The sequence below is a fragment of the Cellulomonas sp. NPDC055163 genome (assembly GCF_053607065.1).
Genome location: NZ_JBSGSU010000007.1, coordinates 231,331 through 246,960 on the forward strand (window position 1 = coordinate 231,331; position 15,630 = coordinate 246,960).

At 74.2% G+C, this 15,630-nt stretch carries 14 protein-coding genes and 1 other RNA gene; 6 read left to right on the plus strand and 9 right to left on the minus strand.

All coding sequences use genetic code 11. The features are described from left to right. The first annotated feature begins 87 nt into the window (after positions 1 to 87). A complete protein-coding gene (gene ggt / locus ACWFNE_RS15550; RefSeq protein WP_452123324.1) occupies positions 88 to 1,878 on the plus strand; it encodes a gamma-glutamyltransferase in 1,791 nt (596 codons plus the stop codon). Between the two features lie 110 nt (positions 1,879 to 1,988). Here the strand turns inward: ggt and ssrA are convergent. Continuing rightward, positions 1,989 to 2,356: a transfer-messenger RNA gene (ssrA, locus tag ACWFNE_RS15555) on the minus strand. Between the two features lie 244 nt (positions 2,357 to 2,600). On the opposite strand from ssrA, the gene ACWFNE_RS15560 reads away from it, so the two are divergent. Next, positions 2,601 to 3,128 carry a DUF6328 family protein gene (locus ACWFNE_RS15560; protein ID WP_452123325.1) on the plus strand — a complete coding sequence of 176 codons (528 nt, stop codon included), beginning with the start codon at positions 2,601 to 2,603 and terminating at the stop codon, positions 3,126 to 3,128. A gap of 42 nt (positions 3,129 to 3,170) precedes the next feature. On the opposite strand, the gene ACWFNE_RS15565 is transcribed toward ACWFNE_RS15560, so the two are convergent. The 6 genes from ACWFNE_RS15565 to ACWFNE_RS15590 all read right to left on the minus strand — a co-directional run bounded on the left by ACWFNE_RS15565 (position 3,171) and on the right by ACWFNE_RS15590 (position 8,930). Next, complete coding sequence (locus tag ACWFNE_RS15565; RefSeq protein WP_452123453.1) at positions 3,171 to 3,872, minus strand: esterase/lipase family protein; 702 nt, start codon at positions 3,870 to 3,872, stop codon at positions 3,171 to 3,173. Continuing rightward, on the minus strand, positions 3,872 to 4,744 hold the full coding sequence (locus ACWFNE_RS15570) for an alpha/beta fold hydrolase (protein WP_452123326.1): 873 nt from the start codon (positions 4,742 to 4,744) through the stop codon (positions 3,872 to 3,874). The genes ACWFNE_RS15565 and ACWFNE_RS15570 overlap by 1 nt, the downstream gene beginning before the upstream one ends. After that, positions 4,741 to 6,525 carry a RecQ family ATP-dependent DNA helicase gene (locus ACWFNE_RS15575; RefSeq protein WP_452123327.1) on the minus strand — a complete coding sequence of 595 codons (1,785 nt, stop codon included), beginning with the start codon at positions 6,523 to 6,525 and terminating at the stop codon, positions 4,741 to 4,743. The genes ACWFNE_RS15570 and ACWFNE_RS15575 overlap by 4 nt, the downstream gene beginning before the upstream one ends. Further along, complete coding sequence (locus ACWFNE_RS15580) at positions 6,522 to 6,719, minus strand: hypothetical protein (RefSeq protein ID WP_452123328.1); 198 nt, start codon at positions 6,717 to 6,719, stop codon at positions 6,522 to 6,524. The genes ACWFNE_RS15575 and ACWFNE_RS15580 overlap by 4 nt, the downstream gene beginning before the upstream one ends. A 297-nt stretch (positions 6,720 to 7,016) precedes the next feature. Continuing rightward, a complete protein-coding gene (locus ACWFNE_RS15585; protein ID WP_452123329.1) occupies positions 7,017 to 8,072 on the minus strand; it encodes an ATP-dependent DNA ligase in 1,056 nt (351 codons plus the stop codon). A 123-nt stretch (positions 8,073 to 8,195) separates the two neighbouring features. Next, the gene (locus ACWFNE_RS15590) at positions 8,196 to 8,930 is read right to left on the minus strand and encodes a lytic polysaccharide monooxygenase (protein WP_452123330.1); all 735 of its coding nucleotides are present in this window, start codon (positions 8,928 to 8,930) and stop codon (positions 8,196 to 8,198) included. A 312-nt stretch (positions 8,931 to 9,242) separates the two neighbouring features. Here ACWFNE_RS15590 and ACWFNE_RS15595 point away from each other — a divergent pair, with 312 nt between their 5' ends. From ACWFNE_RS15595 to ACWFNE_RS15610, 4 genes are all read left to right on the plus strand, one after another. Beyond that, positions 9,243 to 10,076, plus strand: a complete 834-nt coding sequence (locus ACWFNE_RS15595) for an alpha/beta fold hydrolase (protein WP_452123331.1) — start codon at positions 9,243 to 9,245, stop codon at positions 10,074 to 10,076. 146 nt (positions 10,077 to 10,222) lie between these two features. Continuing rightward, on the plus strand, positions 10,223 to 10,789 hold the full coding sequence (locus ACWFNE_RS15600) for a MarR family winged helix-turn-helix transcriptional regulator (protein ID WP_452123332.1): 567 nt from the start codon (positions 10,223 to 10,225) through the stop codon (positions 10,787 to 10,789). Positions 10,790 to 10,876: 87 nt separating this feature from the next. Continuing rightward, a complete protein-coding gene (locus ACWFNE_RS15605) occupies positions 10,877 to 11,380 on the plus strand; it encodes a DoxX family protein (RefSeq protein WP_452123333.1) in 504 nt (167 codons plus the stop codon). 114 nt (positions 11,381 to 11,494) lie between these two features. After that, the gene (locus ACWFNE_RS15610) at positions 11,495 to 13,558 is read left to right on the plus strand and encodes a thioredoxin domain-containing protein (RefSeq protein WP_452123334.1); all 2,064 of its coding nucleotides are present in this window, start codon (positions 11,495 to 11,497) and stop codon (positions 13,556 to 13,558) included. A 44-nt stretch (positions 13,559 to 13,602) separates the two neighbouring features. Here ACWFNE_RS15610 and smpB read toward each other — a convergent pair whose 3' ends face one another. Beyond that, the gene (smpB, locus tag ACWFNE_RS15615) at positions 13,603 to 14,073 is read right to left on the minus strand and encodes an SsrA-binding protein SmpB (RefSeq protein ID WP_452123335.1); all 471 of its coding nucleotides are present in this window, start codon (positions 14,071 to 14,073) and stop codon (positions 13,603 to 13,605) included. A 179-nt stretch (positions 14,074 to 14,252) separates the two neighbouring features. Further along, positions 14,253 to 15,629, minus strand: a complete 1,377-nt coding sequence (locus ACWFNE_RS15620) for a peptidoglycan DD-metalloendopeptidase family protein (RefSeq protein WP_452123336.1) — start codon at positions 15,627 to 15,629, stop codon at positions 14,253 to 14,255. Position 15,630 lies beyond the last annotated feature (1 nt).

Below are 15,630 nucleotides of genomic sequence, written 5' to 3' on the forward strand. Positions count from 1 at the left end.
TCGCCACCGATCAGGAGGAGGAGCCTCGACGGCTCCGCCGGCGGGTGGTAGGACGGGACCTACCAGCCTCTCGCCCGAGGAGACCTGATGCGACCGTCCCGGCAGACCGGCTCGCGTGTGGCGCTCGTCGCCGCCGTCGTCCTCGCACTGGGGGTGGGCGTCGCGCCCGCCTCGGCGCACCCGCCGCACCCGGGTCCCGACGACAAGGTCCCGGTCGCGACCGGCTACGGCGGCGCGGTCACCACGGTCGACGCGGACGCGACCCGGGTGGGCCTCGACGTGCTGCGCCGGGGCGGCAACGCGGTGGACGCCGCCGTCGCGGCCGCGGCGACGCTCGGCGTGACCGAGCCGTTCTCGGCGGGCATCGGGGGCGGCGGCTTCTTCGTGTACTACGACGCGGCAACCGGTCAGGTCCACACCATCGACGGGCGTGAGACCGCGCCGACGGCGATGCAGAGCGACGCGTTCGTGGAGGACGGCGTGCCGATCCCGTTCGCGGACGCGGTGACGTCGGGCCTGTCCGTGGGAGTGCCCGGCACCCCGCGGACCTGGGCGACGGCTCTCGACCAGTGGGGTTCGCTGGACCTGCGGCAAGCCCTGAGGGGGGCGACCGAGGTGGCGCGCCGGGGATTCGTGGTGGACCAGACGTTCGCGGACCAGACCGCCGCGAACGTCGCCCGGTTCGCTGCCTTCCGGTCGTCGGCGGACCTCTTCCTGCGGCGCGGCGCACCCCCCGCGGTCGGCTCGGTCTTCCGCAACCGCGACCTCGCCGACACCTACGACACGCTCGCGTACCGCGGGGTCGACGCGTTCTACAGCGGCAGGATCGCCCGGGAGATCGTCCGCACGGTCCAGGAGCCGCCGGTCCGCCGGCACAGCCCGCTCGTCGTCCGCCCCGGGCTGCTCGAGCCGGGCGACCTCGCGTCCTACGAGGCCCCGCTGCGCGAACCCACGCTCGTGTCGTACCGCGGGCTCGACGTCTACGGCATGGCGCCACCGTCGTCCGGCGGCTCGACCGTCGGCGAGGCCCTGAACATCCTCGAGTCGCGTCCCGGCGGACCGTTCGACACGACCCAGACGCTGCACGGGTACCTCGAGGCGAGCGCGCTGGCGTTCGCCGACCGCAACCGGTACGTCGGCGACCCGGCGTTCGTCGACGTGCCCCTCGAGCAGCTCCTCTCGGACGGGTTCGCCGCCGAGCGCGCGTGCCTGATCGACCCGACCACCGCTCTCGTCAAGCCGGTCGCGCCCGGCGTGCCGGACGGCGACTACGCCGCCTGCGAGCCTGCGTCGCTCGGTACGAACGTGTCGGACGGCGAGTCCACGACGCACCTGACCACGGCGGACCGCTGGGGCAACGTCGTCGCGTGCACCCTGACCATCGAGTCGCTCGGCGGCAACGGGATCGTGGTGCCGGGCCGCGGGTTCCTGCTCAACAACGAGCTGACCGACTTCAACTTCACCGACACCCAGGGCGGCGCCGACCCGAACCTGCCCGGCCCCGGCAAGCGGCCGCGCAGCTCGATGGCGCCGACTATCATCCTGGCCGACGGCCGGCCGTTCCTGGCGCTCGGCTCCCCCGGCGGGTCGACGATCATCACGACGGTGCTGCAGGTCCTCGTGAACCGCCTGGAGCTCGGGATGGACCTGCCGGCCGCCGTCGCAGCGCCGCGCGCCACCCAGCGCAACACCGCTGCGGTCCAGGCCGAGCCCGGATTCGACCGGACGGCGCTGCAGGCCCTCGGCCATGTGTTCACCGACAACCCGGAGATCGGCGCGGCCACCGCGATCGAGTTCCTCCCGGGCGGGGCGCTGCTGGCGGTGGCCGAACCTGCCCGTCGCGGCGGGGGCAGCGCGGCGGTCGTGCACGGAGGGTGACCTGCCTGGGGCCTGGCGCTGCGCACGGCCCCGGGCACAGGAAGGGCCGCCACCCCCGGCGAGAGGGATGACGGCCTTCGAGTGCCGGGGCAGCCTTGCGGCGCTCGCAGCAGTGGAGGTGGCGGGAATCGAACCCGCGTCCGATGACGAAAAACCAGGACTTCTCCGGGCGCAGCTTGCTGCGCTTTTTCTCAGCCCTCGCGATCTAGCAAGCATGTCGCGAGCGGGCTCAGTCGTCTAAGAGTCCCCCCAGCACCGACGACGAATGCTGGGAGCAGTGGCTCTCTAGATGACGCCAGCTACCGAGTCGAGAGCACTCTCGGGCTGACGGACTTCGTAACTAGCTCAGGCGGCGAGTTCGAAGTCGGTGCGCGATGTATTGGCACCTATGGGTTTGCACGGATCGTTTACGAGATAACCGTGCGTCCTCGGCCCGCTTCTCCTGGCTCGACGATCACCGTCGAAACCGATCACCCCCGTGTTGAGTTGTCAACCGCGCACCGGCCCCCGGAAGGGCTGGCGTGCGTCGCTCATCTTACGTCACAACACCCGGCGGCGTCCCGTTCATTCCCGCTGACCTGCGCTGACGGCGGAGCCAGGGCCGCCACCCGGACACCTGCCCACGATGCGACCCGCGGGCGGCGTCCCACCGCGCGCCGCGGGCCCGCAGGCGGCACCATACGCACAGACATACCGGATACGACCCCGATGAGGTGGACATGGTGGCCCAGCACGAGCTCGAGCTGCACAACGACCGTCGCGAGACGCGCACCGAGCGCATGGACCGCAACTGGAACGAGCTGCTGCAGGAGCTGCGGGTCACGCAGACCGGCGTGCAGATCCTCACGGGGTTCCTGCTGACGGTGCCGTTCCAGCAGCGGTTCGACGACCTCGACGAGTTCCAGCGCGACGTCTACCTCGTGCTCGTCCTGCTCGCGCTCGTGACGACCGGGCTCATCACGGCCCCGGTCAGCCTGCACCGGATCCTGTTCCGCAAGGGGCTCAAGCCGGAGCTCGTCGAGTGGGGCGACCGGCTCGCGCGCGCCGGGCTCGCGTTCCTCGCGCTCGTGCTGAGCGGCGCGGCGCTCCTGCTGTTCGACTTCGTCGTGAACCGCACCGCCGGGTACCTCGCGGGCGGCGGGACGCTCGCGTTCCTGACCGTCTTGTGGCTCGTCGTCCCGCTCCTCGAGGCACGCAAGGCGCACGGGGCCGACGACGCCGTCGAGCGCGGCACGGGCATCGACGACTGACGCACCGCGACGACGACGGCGGCCGCGGCGACGGCGGCGGCCTCAGCTCCGCACGCGACGCGCGAGCTCCTCGACCAGCAGCGGCACGAGGTCGGGGTCGCTGAGCACCCGGAAGTGCCCGGGCGTCGCGAGCTGCACGTTGTGCGCGCCGACGAGCTCGCTGCCGCCGGGGATGTGCGGGTCGAACCGCGTGTAGACGCTCGTGATGAGGCTGTTCGGGACCTGGTGCGCCTGCAGCGCGGTCAGCACCTCGTCGGTCGGCACGAACGTCCGGACGCTGCGCAGCGGGATCCAGCCGGCGTAGGGCGAGCCGGCGAAGGGAGTGTTGATCGCGACCATCCCGGCGACCCGGTCGCCCACGTCGGGGCGGCCCATGACGGTCTTGCCGATGAGCCCGCCCTTGCTGTGCGCGACGATCACGACGTCCCGCAGGTCCTCGGCGAGGATCTGCTCCGCGACGAGGTCCGCCGCGGCCGGGATGGCGCCGGCGTTGAGCCCGAGCCGGTCGACGACGTGCACCGCGTGACCCCGGTCGTGGAGGGACTGCGCGAGCGGGTGCATGAACTTCCACGTCTCGTAGACGCCGGGGAGCAGGAGCACCGCGGGCTCGACGCGTGGGTCCGGGTGCAGCCAGTCGTCGGCGCCCGCCCGGCGCACGACGCCCGCGAGCTGCCACCAGGTGACGTACGCGTAGTCGGCGGCCCACCACGCGCCCTTGCGGAGCACGTCCGCGACGCGCGGCATCACGGCGCCTCCCCCACGCACAGCGCGGCGACCGCCTCCGGGTGCGTGTACATCGCGACGTGACCGGCCCCGGGGATCTCGGCGGTGCGGCCGCGTGGGGCGGCGGCCGCGAGCTCGGCCTGCCAGCGCCGCGTGCAGATCGGGTCCTTCTCGCCGCGCACGAACAGGATCTCGTCGGTCACCTCGGCGGCGGCCTCCTCGGTCGCGTAGCCGAGCATGGGCCGGAGCATCGCGGTGTACCAGCGCGGGCCGGCCCGCAGGTAGTCGGAGGTGATGATCGCGTTGGCGCGCACGGACTCGTGCAGGCCGTCGCGCGCGAGGCGCAGGGCCTGGCGGACGGCGTTGCGCGCCTGGCTGTCGGTGACGGTGCCGATGCAGACCCCGCGCCGGGCGGCGCCGGGCGCCTGGCGCATGACCTCGGTCACGACCTGCGCCCCCATCGAGTGGCCGACGAGCACCGGCCGGTCGAGGTCCGCCGCCCGCAGGTAGTCGCGCGCGGTCGCGGCCATGCTCTCGATCGTCGGGCGCTGCTCGAGCCGCGGGGAGCGGCCGAAGCCGGGCAGGTCGGGGACCAGCACGCGGTGGTCGCGTCCCAGGACGTCGGCGAGCGGGGCGAAGTACCGGCCCGAGACACCGATCCCGTGCACCAGCACGAGAGTCGGCCCAGGCGCGTCCAGGTCACCGATCTCGGTCGCGACGACCTCCGCGGCGGTGCCGAGCGTGACCGTCGTGCGCCGCGGCATCGTCGACACGCGCGGGGCGCCACGGCGCAGGGTCCGCTCGTCGTCCTCCGCGAGGAGAACGTTCGCGCGTACCGGGGGGCCGTCGCCCGGGTCGAGCGGCCCGGAGACGGCCGCGGTCACGTCCGTCATGCGGCTCCCGCCTCGGCGTCGGGCGACTCGGACGTCAGGTCCGCGGCCAGGCCACCCGCCGTCGAGCTGTTCGGCACGACCGAGAGGATCCCCGAGTCGAGCGCGATCGCGGTGTCGAGCGTGACGTACCCGCGCTCGTCGAACAGCACCGTCACGCGCTCCGCCTCGACGACGGACACGACCCCGCGGCCGAACTCGGTGTGCTCGACGTGCTCCCCGGTCCGCAGCCGCGACTCGTCGACGTCGAGCGACGTGCCCTGCTCGCAGTTGTCGCACCGACCGCACTGCCGGGGGTGCGCCTCGCCGAGCAGCTCGAGCAGCAGGCGGCGGCGGCAGTCGGTCGCGTCGGCGTAGGTGCGGACGAGCTCGACGCGCGTGGTGTCGATCTCCTGGAGCCGCTCACGCCGCTCGGTCACGGCCTTGAGGGCCCGGGCCGGCGTGAGCTCGCCCGCGTGCAGCAGGTCGCCCTCCTGACGGACGGCCTCGACGCCGAGCAGCGCCCCGAGCACGCGCGAGAGCGTGCGGGTGGTCAGCCCCGTGCGTTCGACGAGCTGGTCGCGCGTGGCCGGCTCCTGGGCGAGCTCGCGCAGGACCTTGCGCACCGTCTCCGGGCGAGGGCCGCCGCCCGAGCGCAGGTAGTGGTTGAGCCCGAAGTCGTCGGGCCGCGTGAACAGCACCGTGGTCGCGGGCTCCTCGTCGCGCCCGGCGCGCCCGACCTCCTGGTAGTACGCGTCGAGCGACGGCGACGGGCCGGCGTGCACCACGAAGCGCACGTCGAGCCGGTCGACGCCCATGCCGAACGCGCTGGTCGCGACCACGAGGTCGGCGTCCCCGCGCAGGAACGCGTCCTGCGCGGCTGCGCGGTCGGCCGCGCGGAGCCCTGCGTGGTAGACCAGCGCGGGCTTGCCGGCGTCGGCCAGCGCCGCTGCGAGCGACTCGACGTGGGTCCGGGTGCGCCCGTAGACGATCCCGGCCCCCTCCTGCTCGAGCACCCACGCGACGACGCGCTGGTCCCGCTCGGACTCGGTCGCGGCGTGGTGCGCGCCGAGCCAGATGTTGGGCCGGTCGGCGTCGTGCACGAGCACACGCGGCTCGTGCATCGCGAGGCGCTCGACGATCTCGTCGCGCACGTGCGGCGACGCGGTGGCCGTCATGGCGAGCACACGGGGACGGCCGAGCTGCTCGACGGCCGCGCCGATCTGCAGGTAGTCGGGCCGGAAGTCGTGGCCCCACTCGGCGACGCAGTGCGCCTCGTCGACGACGACGAGCCCGACGTCGGCGGTCACGAGCTCGTCGATCACGGCCGAGCGCACGAGCTGCTCGGGTGCGAGGAGCAGCACGTCGAGCTCCCCGGCGGCCGCGAGCTCGAGCGCCTGGCGCTGCTGGCGTGCCGTGCGTGCGGAGCTCACGGCCTCGGCGCGCAGCCCGGCCTCGCGCAGCGCGGTCACCTGGTCGCGCTGCAGCGCGAGGAGCGGGGAGACGACGACGCTGAGCCGCCCCGTCAGCAGCGTCGAGATCGCGTACACGGCGGTCTTGCCCGCGCCGGACCGCGCGACGAGCAGGGTGTCCCGGTCGCGCAGCCCGTCGAGCGCGTCGCGCTGCGACTCGCGCAGCCGGGCGCCCTCACCGAGCACCCGCTGCACCGCCGCGTCGAGATCGGCGGACGCGACAGGGAGCGGCGTGACCGCGGCGTACGTGTCGTCGGTCGCCGCGACGGCCGGGCGGGACCCTGCGGACGATCCGCCCGAGGCGGCGGCGTCGGCCGCACCCCGGCCGCTCACGCCACGACCACGGGCTCGAGCTGCACGGCCTCGAGCACGGTCATCGCCGCGAGCAGGTCGGCACGCTCGACCTCATGGTCCCCCGCACCCGTCACGAGGGCGCCGTCCACGTCGTGCGTCGCGAGGCGCGGGACCGGCGACCCGGCTGTGGTGGTCGTGGCCCCGGAGGGGCGTGCGGGCGAGGTCAGGGTCACGGGGGCTCCGATCGGGCTCGGGCGGGACGCGGCCGGCGCGTGTCCCGGCCGGTCCGTGCGGTGCTGCTCGCACGAGCGTCGCCGAGACCGCCCGGCTCCGCCACCGCTGGACGCATGACGAGGAACACGCCGCACGGGCGTGACGCGAGCACGCGTGACGCGAGCCGGCGCGATGCGGGCAGGCTCGATGCGCGCAGGCGCGAGCGCCGCCGCCGCGGGCGCTGAGGTGCTGCCGCCGTCGCCACGTGACCCCCACGGGCGCGGCCCTGGACCCACCGCCCGCCGGGCGTGCGGACCTCAGCGCGCCGCGAGCACGTCCGCGAGCGCGAACCGCACCGGCTCGTCGAGCTGCGCGTAGGTGCACGAGCCCGGGTCGCGGTCCGTGCGCCAGCGCCGGAACTGCGTGGTGTGCCGGAACCGGTCGCCCTCGAGGTGGTCGTACGCGACCTCGACGACGAGCTCGGGCCGCAGCGGGACGAAGGACAGGTCCTTGCCGCTGTTCCACCGGCTCGTCTCGCCCTTGCGCGGCGTGCGCCCGGTGGGCTCGCCGCCCCACGGGTGGGTCGCGAGGTCGGTGACGAGCGGAGCGAGCTCGGCCACGAGCTCCTTGCGGCGGGCCATCGTGAACGACGCCGCGACCCCGACCGAGGCGAGCACCCCGTCGGGCCGGTACAGCCCGAGCAGCAGCGAGCCGAGCGCGTCGCCGCCCGAGGTGTGCGGACGGTACCCGGCGACGACGCAGTCGGCGGTGCGCTCGTGCTTGATCTTCTGCATGACGCGCTTGCCCGGTTGGTAGGTGGTGTCCGGCCCCTTGGCGACGACGCCGTCGAGCCCGGCACCCTCGAACTGCCGGAACCAGTCCTGCGCGACGTCCGCGTCGTCGGTCGACGGCGTCACGTGCACCGGACCGCTCCCCCGCACGAGCCCTTCGAGGATGCGCCGGCGCTCGACGTACGGGCGACCGGTGAGGTCGTCGTCGCCGAGCGCGAGCACGTCGAAGAGCACGAGCAGCGCGGGCGTCTCCTTCGAGAGCAGCTGCACGCGGGACGCCGCGGGGTGCACCCGCTGCTGGAGTGCGTCCCAGTCGAGCCCGCCGGTCGTCGCGGACGGCACGACGATCTCGCCGTCGACCACGCACCGCTCCGGGAGGTGGTCGAGCGCGTGCTGCACGACCTCCGGGAAGTACCGCTGCATCGGCTTCGTGTTGCGGCTGCCGATCTCGACCTCGTCGCCGTCGCGGAACACGATCGCGCGGAAGCCGTCCCACTTGGGCTCGTACCACTGCCCTGCGGGGATCCTCGGCACGGACTTCGCGAGCATCGGGTCCACGGGCGGCATCACGGGCAGGCGCATGCCCGTCAGTCTGGCCCGCGGGCCGTCGGGCGGCCAGTGTCCGGGCCGCCCGCCGGGCCGCGTCACCCGGGTGCCCACCGCACGGGGGCCGGCGTCGTCGACCGGCCCCCGTGCGCGGTGCCGTCAGGCGGCGGCGGTGCGGACGGTCCGCGCACCCGTCGTCGAGCACGGGCCGAGGTCCCGCCACACGCCCCACTCGGTCGCGCGCGGCGCCTCGCCCTGCGTCCACCACTGGGCCTGCCAGGTGCGGCCGGCGTAGGAGACGCGTGCGCCGCCGAGGTAGACCGCTGCGGCGGACCACGGCGCCGCGGCGCACGCGCTCGGGCCGGTCGGGGTCGGGGTCGGGGTGGGCGTCGGGCTCGTCGGGGTGGGCGTCGGCGTGGGCGTCCCGCTCCCGACCTGCAGGTCGACGCAGCTGTAGAACGCCATCGCGGTGTTCGAGACGTTCCACCGCGCGAGCACGGTGTGCCGGCCGGCCGGCAGGTCCGTGAGCGTGTGGCTGATCGTCGCCGACGGCTGGGCGCCGCCCTGGTCGAACGTACGGTGCAGCACGCCGTCGACGAAGTACTCCCACGTGCTGGTGCTGTGCGCGGCGGTGAGCTTCCACTGGAACGTCACCGAGCGTCCGACGGAGGTCACGGGCCACGGCTTGCCGGCGTCGTCGAGGACGGCGAACTGGGCGTTGCCGCCGCTGCAGAGCATCGAGCCCTTGGGCGCCTCGACGCTCTGTGGCTCGTACTTCACCTGACCGCAGTCGAATCCGGCCGCGCCGGTCCTGCAGTGGTCCTGCCGGCTCGGGGGTGACGTGACCCAGCCGTGCGCGCCGGCGCTCGTGGCGAGGCCGACGGGGACGGCCATCGCTCCCACCAACCCGCCGATCAGGACAGCACGCACGCCACGTTCGCGGAACCACTTCATCGGGACTCTCGCTCTCTGCTCGGGGGCGACCCACGACGGGCTGGTCGGGCTGGTCGGGCCTATTTGTACATAGTGCTTACTAACCCGTCCCGTCCAGGCTTGCGCGCCCGGGCGCTCCCGCGCAACCCCCGGACGTTCGCCAGCCGTTCACGCGGGAGGGCTTGACGGATACCTTGTGCACGATAGAGTTGTGTTCGTTGTACCGGCCCGACCGGGCGCGCAGCGGACACCGATCACACGAGGAGACGCACCATGGGCTTCATCACCGTCGGCACCGAGAACTCCACGGACATCGAGCTGTACTACGAGGACCACGGCACCGGTCAGCCCGTCGTGCTCATCCACGGCTACCCGCTCGACGGGCACTCGTGGGAGAAGCAGACCGCGGCACTCCTCGACAACGGCTTCCGCGTCCTCACCTACGACCGCCGCGGCTTCGGGAGGTCGAGCAAGGTCACGACCGGGTACGACTACGACACGTTCGCCGCGGACCTCCACACGGTCCTCGAGACGCTCGACCTGAACGACGTCGTGCTCGTCGGCTTCTCGATGGGCACCGGCGAGGTCGGCCGCTACCTCGGCACCTACGGCTCGGGACGCGTCGCGAAGGCCGCCTTCCTCGCGTCGCTCGAGCCGTTCCTGCTGCACACGGACGACAACCCGACGGGCGTCCCGGGCTCGGTGTTCGACGGCATCCGCGAGGCCGCCACGAAGGACCGCCACGCGTGGTTCGACAACTTCTTCGCCGACTTCTACAACCTCGACGAGAACCTCGGCTCGCGCCTGAGCGAGGCCGCCGTGCGCGGCAGCTGGAACGTCGCCGCGTCGTCCGCCCCGATCGCCGCGTACGCCGTCGTCACGAGCTGGCTCACCGACTTCCGCGCCGACATCGAGAAGGTCGACGTGCCGTCGCTCGTCCTGCACGGCACCGCCGACCGGATCCTCCCCATCGACGCGACCGCGCGGGAGTTCCGCAAGCGCCTCCCCGAGGCCACCTACGTCGAGATCGAAGGCGCGCCGCACGGCCTGCTCGCGACGCACCCCGACGAGGTCAACGAGGCGCTCCTCGCCTTCCTCGCGAGCTGACGCACCGCGGTGGCGGTCCGGGTTGACTGGGCCGCCACCGCGCCGGCCACCTACGATGGAGCCGACATGACCACCACCCAGCCCTCCGGGGCGACCGCGCAGCGGCGTACCTGCCCGCGCGGCGTCCCGTCCGGCACGGAGGGGTCGTGAGCGCGACCACGGGGGGTGGGCGAGCGGTGAGCGACGACGCCACGGCGCACGGCACGCGCACGCGCCGGCCACGCTCCGACGCCGCGCGGGGACCGCACCCCGACGGCGCGGCCCCCGGGACCGACGGCGACGCGCCGGGCGCCCTCGAGGCGATGATCTGCTTCGACATCTACTCCGCGTCGCGCAACCTCACCTCGGTGTACCGGCCGCTGCTCGACGACCTCGGCCTGACCTACCCGCAGTACCTCGTGATGCGGGTGCTCTGGTACCAGGGCGAGCGCACGGTCCGCGAGCTGGTCGACGAGATCCAGCTCGACTACGGCACCCTGTCGCCGCTGCTCAAGCGGCTCGAGGCCGGCGGCCTGGTCGACCGCCGCCGCCGCACCGACGACGAGCGCTCGGTGCTCGTCTCCCTCACCGCCAAGGGCGCCGCGCTGCAGGAGCGCAGCACCCCGGTGCCCGACGCGATCGGCGCGGCCCTCGACCTCACCCCCGACGAGTCGGCAGACCTGCGCCGGCTGCTGCACAAGGTCAGCGCGAACACGCTGCGCGCGGCGCGCTGACCGGCCGGCGCGCCACGCGCCAGGTGCGGCACCAGCAGTACCGCGCACCTCGCGCGGCCTGACCACCCGTCGACGGAGGGCCCGGACATGACCGCACACCCCGCCCGCACGCACACCGGCCCGGTCACGCGCCGCGCGCCGTGGACCGCGCAGCCGGCCTCGACGCGCACGCGCCCGAGGACCGTGGGCCGTCTCGCGCTCGGGGTGTTCCTCGCGTTCGCCGGCGTCAGCCACCTGACCACGGCGCGTGCGGAGTTCCAGGCGCAGGTGCCGACGTGGGTGCCGTTCGACCCGGACACCGTCGTCGTCGCGTCGGGGGTCGTCGAGGTGGCCCTCGGTGCCGCGCTGGTCGCGGTCGGCGGCCGCCACCGAGCGCTGGTCGGGTGGGTCGTCGCCGCGTTCTTCGTCGCGGTCTTCCCCGGCAACATCTCCCAGCTCGTGACGCGCACCGACGCCTTCGGCCTCGACTCCGACGCGGCGCGGGCGGTGCGGCTGCTCTTCCAGCCGCTCCTCGTGGTGTGGGCGCTCTGGTCGACGGGCGCCTGGCGCGCGTGGCGTGAGCACCGGGCCGGGGGCGCTGCGACCCGCTGAGCCGCTCACCCGCTGGCCCGGCCAGCCCGGGGTGCCGCCCCTGCACGTCCGTCGCCCGCGTGCGACGGTGGGACCGACCGGCCAGCACGGCGGACAACGACCCGAAGGACCCCCGTGGCGAACCGACTCGCAGCGAGCACGAGCCCCTACCTCCAGCAGCACCGGGACAACCCTGTCGACTGGTACGAGTGGGGCGACGAGGCGTTCGCCGAGGCCCGTCGTCGCGACGTGCCCCTGCTGATCTCGGTCGGGTACGCCGCCTGCCACTGGTGCCACGTCATGGCGCACGAGTCGTTCGAGGACGAGGCGACGGCGCTGCTCATGAACCGCGGGTTCGTGTCCGTGAAGGTCGACCGCGAGGAACGCCCGGACGTCGACGCGGTCTACATGGCCGCGACGCAGGCGATGACCGGTCAGGGCGGCTGGCCCATGACCGTCTTCGCGACGCCCGACGGCGAGCCGTTCTTCTGCGGCACCTACTACCCGCCGCGCCCGGTCGGCGGGATGCCGTCGTTCCCGCAGGTGCTCCAGGCGATCGGGCAGGCGTGGGCCGAGCAGCGCCAGGACGTCGAGCACAACGCGACCGCGCTGCGGGAGGCGCTCGGGGCGGCCACCCCGGCGGGCACCGGGGCCCCCGCGCCGGTCGTGCACGAGGTGCTCGAGGCGCGCACCGCGGCGGCGCTCGACGCCCTCACGGCCCAGTTCGACGCACGCGCGGGCGGGTTCGGCGGCGCGCCCAAGTTCCCACCCTCCCTGGTGCTCGAGTGGCTGCTGCGACGGCACGCGCGGACCGGCGACGCGCGCGCCCTCGCGATGGCCGAGGGCACGCTCGAGGCGATGGCCCGTGGCGGCATGGCCGACCAGCTGGGCGGCGGCTTCGCGCGGTACTCCGTCGACGCGACCTGGACGGTGCCGCACTTCGAGAAGATGCTCGACGACAACGCCGAGCTGCTGCGCGTCTACGCGCACTGGTGGCGGGCGACCGGCTCGGAGCTGGCCCGCCGCGTCGTCGAGGGCAGCGCCGGGTGGCTGCTCCGGGAGATGCGCACCCCCGAGGGCGGGTTCGCCGCGTCGCTCGACGCGGACACGCAGGGCGTTGAGGGCCTGACGTACGTGTGGACGCCCCAGGACCTCGTCGCCGTCCTCGGGCCCGAGGACGGCGCGTGGGCGGCCGAGCTGTTCGGCGTCACGGCGGCCGGGACGTTCGAGCACGGCACGTCGGTGCTCGGGCTGCGGGCCGACCCGGGACCGGGCGAGCGCGCACGGTTCGACGACGTCTGCGCCCGCCTCCTCGCGGCGCGCGACCGGCGCCCGCAGCCGGGCCGGGACGACAAGGTCGTCGCCGCGTGGAACGGGCTCGCGATCGCCGGGCTCGCGGACGCCGGCGCGCTCCTCGACCGGCCCGACTGGGTCGACGCCGCGACACGCGCCGCCGAGCTGCTGTGGTCCCTGCACGTGCGCGAGGGCGAGACCGGCCCGCGCCTGACCCGCACGTCGCGCGACGGTGCCGTCGGCCGCTCCCCCGGCGTCCTCGCCGACTACGCCGACGTCGCCGAGGGCTACCTCGCGCTCTTCTCCGCGACGGGCGACCCCGTGTGGTTCACGCGCGCCGGCGCCCTGCTCGGGACGGTGCTCGCGCACTTCCGGGACGACGCCGGGAGCTTCTGGGACACCGCCGACGACGAGACCGACGCCGTGCTGGCGCGGCTGCAGCGCCCGCAGGAGATCGCCGACGGCCCGTCCCCGTCCGGGCCGTCCGCCGCCGCGGGCGCGCTGCTCACCTACGCGATGCTCAGCGGGTCGAGCGAGCACCGTGAGGCCGCCGAGCGTGCCCTGGACCGCCCGCTCGCCGTGTCGGGGCGGTTCCCCCGCGCGACGGGCTGGCCGCTCGCGCTCGCCGAGGCCGTGCTCGACGGACCGCGCGAGATCGCCGTGGTGGGCGCGCCGGACGACCCCGCGACGCGCGCGCTCGTGGGTGCCGCACGCGCGGGACTCGCGCCGGGCGCGGTCGTGGCCGTCGGCACCGGCACGGCGTCCGAGCAGCCGGTGCCGCTCCTGCAGGACCGTCCCCTGCGCGACGGCCGGCCCACCGCCTACGTGTGCCGCGGGTTCGTGTGCGACCTCCCGGTCACCGATCCCGACGCGCTGTGCCGCTCGCTCGGGGCGCGGACGGGCTGAGCCCCGGACAGCGCCGACGGCGCCGCGCGTGCACGGGCGACCCGTTAGCGGTCGCGCTTCTCGCGCACCGCGCGCTGCGCCTCGAGGTTGTCCTGCCGCTCGCGCAGCGCCTGGCGCTTGTCGTACTCCTTCTTGCCGCGTGCGAGCGCGATCTCGACCTTCGCACGGCCGTCGAGGAAGTACAGCGCGAGGGGGACGATCGTCTGGCCCTTCTCCCGCGTCCTCGACGAGAGCCGGTCGATCTCCGTCCGGTGCAGCAGGAGCTTGCGCTTGCGGCGCGGCGCGTGGTTGGTCCACGTGCCCTGCGAGTACTCCGGGATGTGGACGCCCTCGAGCCACGCCTCGCCGTCGGTGATCTCGCACCAGCCGTCGATCAGCGACGCGCGGCCGGCGCGCAGGGCCTTCACCTCGGTCCCGCTGAGCACGAGCCCCGCCTCGAAGACGTCCTCGATCATGTAGTCGTGGCGCGCCTTCTTGTTGGACGCGACGAGCTTGCGCCCCGTGTCCTTCGCCATGACGGCACCCTCTCGCTCACGCACGTTCGGCGGATCTGCCGGTCGTCGAGCCTACCCCGCACCCCAGGATCCGCCCGCAGGGATTGTCCGGACGGCCCGTTCCCGGCCAGCGGCTCCACGACAGCCCGCCCGAGCACGCCCGCCCCGGCGGCGGCGCGACACCCGGTGGCAGTGCCGGGTCACATCCCGAGCAGCGGCCGCGGGTTCGTGGTGTTCCCGTCGAGGTACACCTCGAAGTGCAGGTGGCAGGCGGCCGACGTACCGGTGTTGCCCGAGTAGCCGATGAGCTGGCCGGCGCTGACCTGCTCCCCACCGCCGACGACGAACCGCGTCATGTGGTTGTAGCTCGACATGAGCGAGTTCCCGTTGACGAGCCCGTGGTCGATCATCACCTGGTTGCCGAAGCCGAACCGGTACTGCGCCCACTGCACGGTCCCCGCGCGCCCCGCGTACAGCGGCGTGCCGCAGTAGGTCCGCAGGTCGATACCGGCGTGCAGGCGGACGTAGCCGAGCGTCGGGTGCAGGCGCATCCCGTACTCCGACGTGACGTACGCCGGGCTGATCGACGTCGGGTTCTGGAAGAGCCCCCGGCCGACAGGCCCGGGCGCGGCCGGTGCCGGTGCCGGTGCGGGCTTCCCTGCGGCGCGGGCGGCGGCAGCCGCGGCCGCAGCTGCGGCCTCGGCGGCGGCCTTCTGCTGCGCGGCGATGCTCGCGAGCTGCGCGGAGATCACGGCCGCCTCCGCGTCGATGCGCGCCTGCTCGGCCTGCGCCGCCGACTTCTGCGCCTCGATGGTCGCCTTCTTGGCGGCCTGCTCGACGATGAGCCGCTCGACCTCGGCCTTGCGCGCAGCAGCCTCGTCACGCGCGGCGTCGGCCTCGACGACCTTCTGGTCCGCCTCCGCCTTGAGCTCGGTGATGCGGGTGCGGACGGCTGTGAGGCGGGCCTGGCTGTTGCGGTTCTGCGCCTCGATGGCGCGCAGCTCGTCGAGCGCCTGCGTCTGGGTGCGCAGCGCCGTGGTCACGAGGCCGTACTGCGCGATGAAGTCCTCGGTGCTCTCGGCGTCCAGCACGATGTCCATGCTCGACGTGCCGCTGCCGCCCTTGTAAGCCTCACGGGCCATCTGGCCGATCGCGACACGGATCTTCTGCCCGCGCTCGGTGTCGGCGGCGATGGTCGCGCCGATCGTCGTCTCCTGCTCCTGGGCGTCGACCAGCCGGGCCGCGATCAGCTCGGCCTCCCGCTCGGTGCGCTGCAGCGTCTCCTCGGCGGTCGCGAGCTCGGCCTGCGCGACGGGTAGGCGCTGCTCGACGACCTGCAGGTCCAGGACGGCCTGCGCGAGATCGGCGTTGATGCCCTCGAGGGACGCCGCGACGCGCTCGCGGGCGGCCTTGTTCTCAGCGGCCTTCTGCTCGGCGGCGCGGCGCTGGTCCGAGAGCGGGTCGGCGAACGCGGACCCGTGCACGGCGGCGAGCACGCCGAGCAGCCCGGCGACGCCGGCGGCGACCGCCCGGGTCACGAGGCGGCGCCGGGGGCGGGTGTGCTGCGGGTCGGTCATG

Bases quoted from the DNA above. Each gene is read 5' to 3' on its own strand.
- ACWFNE_RS15595 (WP_452123331.1), top strand. From the start codon at position 9,243: ATGGGCTTCATCACCGTCGGCACCGAGAACTCCACGGACATCGAGCTG.
- ggt (WP_452123324.1), top strand. From the start codon at position 88: ATGCGACCGTCCCGGCAGACCGGCTCGCGTGTGGCGCTCGTCGCCGCC.
- ACWFNE_RS15620 (WP_452123336.1), bottom strand. From the start codon at position 15,629: ATGACCGACCCGCAGCACACCCGCCCCCGGCGCCGCCTCGTGACCCGG.
- ACWFNE_RS15570 (WP_452123326.1), bottom strand. From the start codon at position 4,744: ATGACGGACGTGACCGCGGCCGTCTCCGGGCCGCTCGACCCGGGCGAC.
- ACWFNE_RS15585 (WP_452123329.1), bottom strand. From the start codon at position 8,072: ATGCGCCTGCCCGTGATGCCGCCCGTGGACCCGATGCTCGCGAAGTCC.
- ACWFNE_RS15590 (WP_452123330.1), bottom strand. From the start codon at position 8,930: ATGGCCGTCCCCGTCGGCCTCGCCACGAGCGCCGGCGCGCACGGCTGG.
- ACWFNE_RS15605 (WP_452123333.1), top strand. From the start codon at position 10,877: ATGACCGCACACCCCGCCCGCACGCACACCGGCCCGGTCACGCGCCGC.
- smpB (WP_452123335.1), bottom strand. From the start codon at position 14,073: ATGGCGAAGGACACGGGGCGCAAGCTCGTCGCGTCCAACAAGAAGGCG.
- ACWFNE_RS15565 (WP_452123453.1), bottom strand. From the start codon at position 3,872: ATGCCGCGCGTCGCGGACGTGCTCCGCAAGGGCGCGTGGTGGGCCGCC.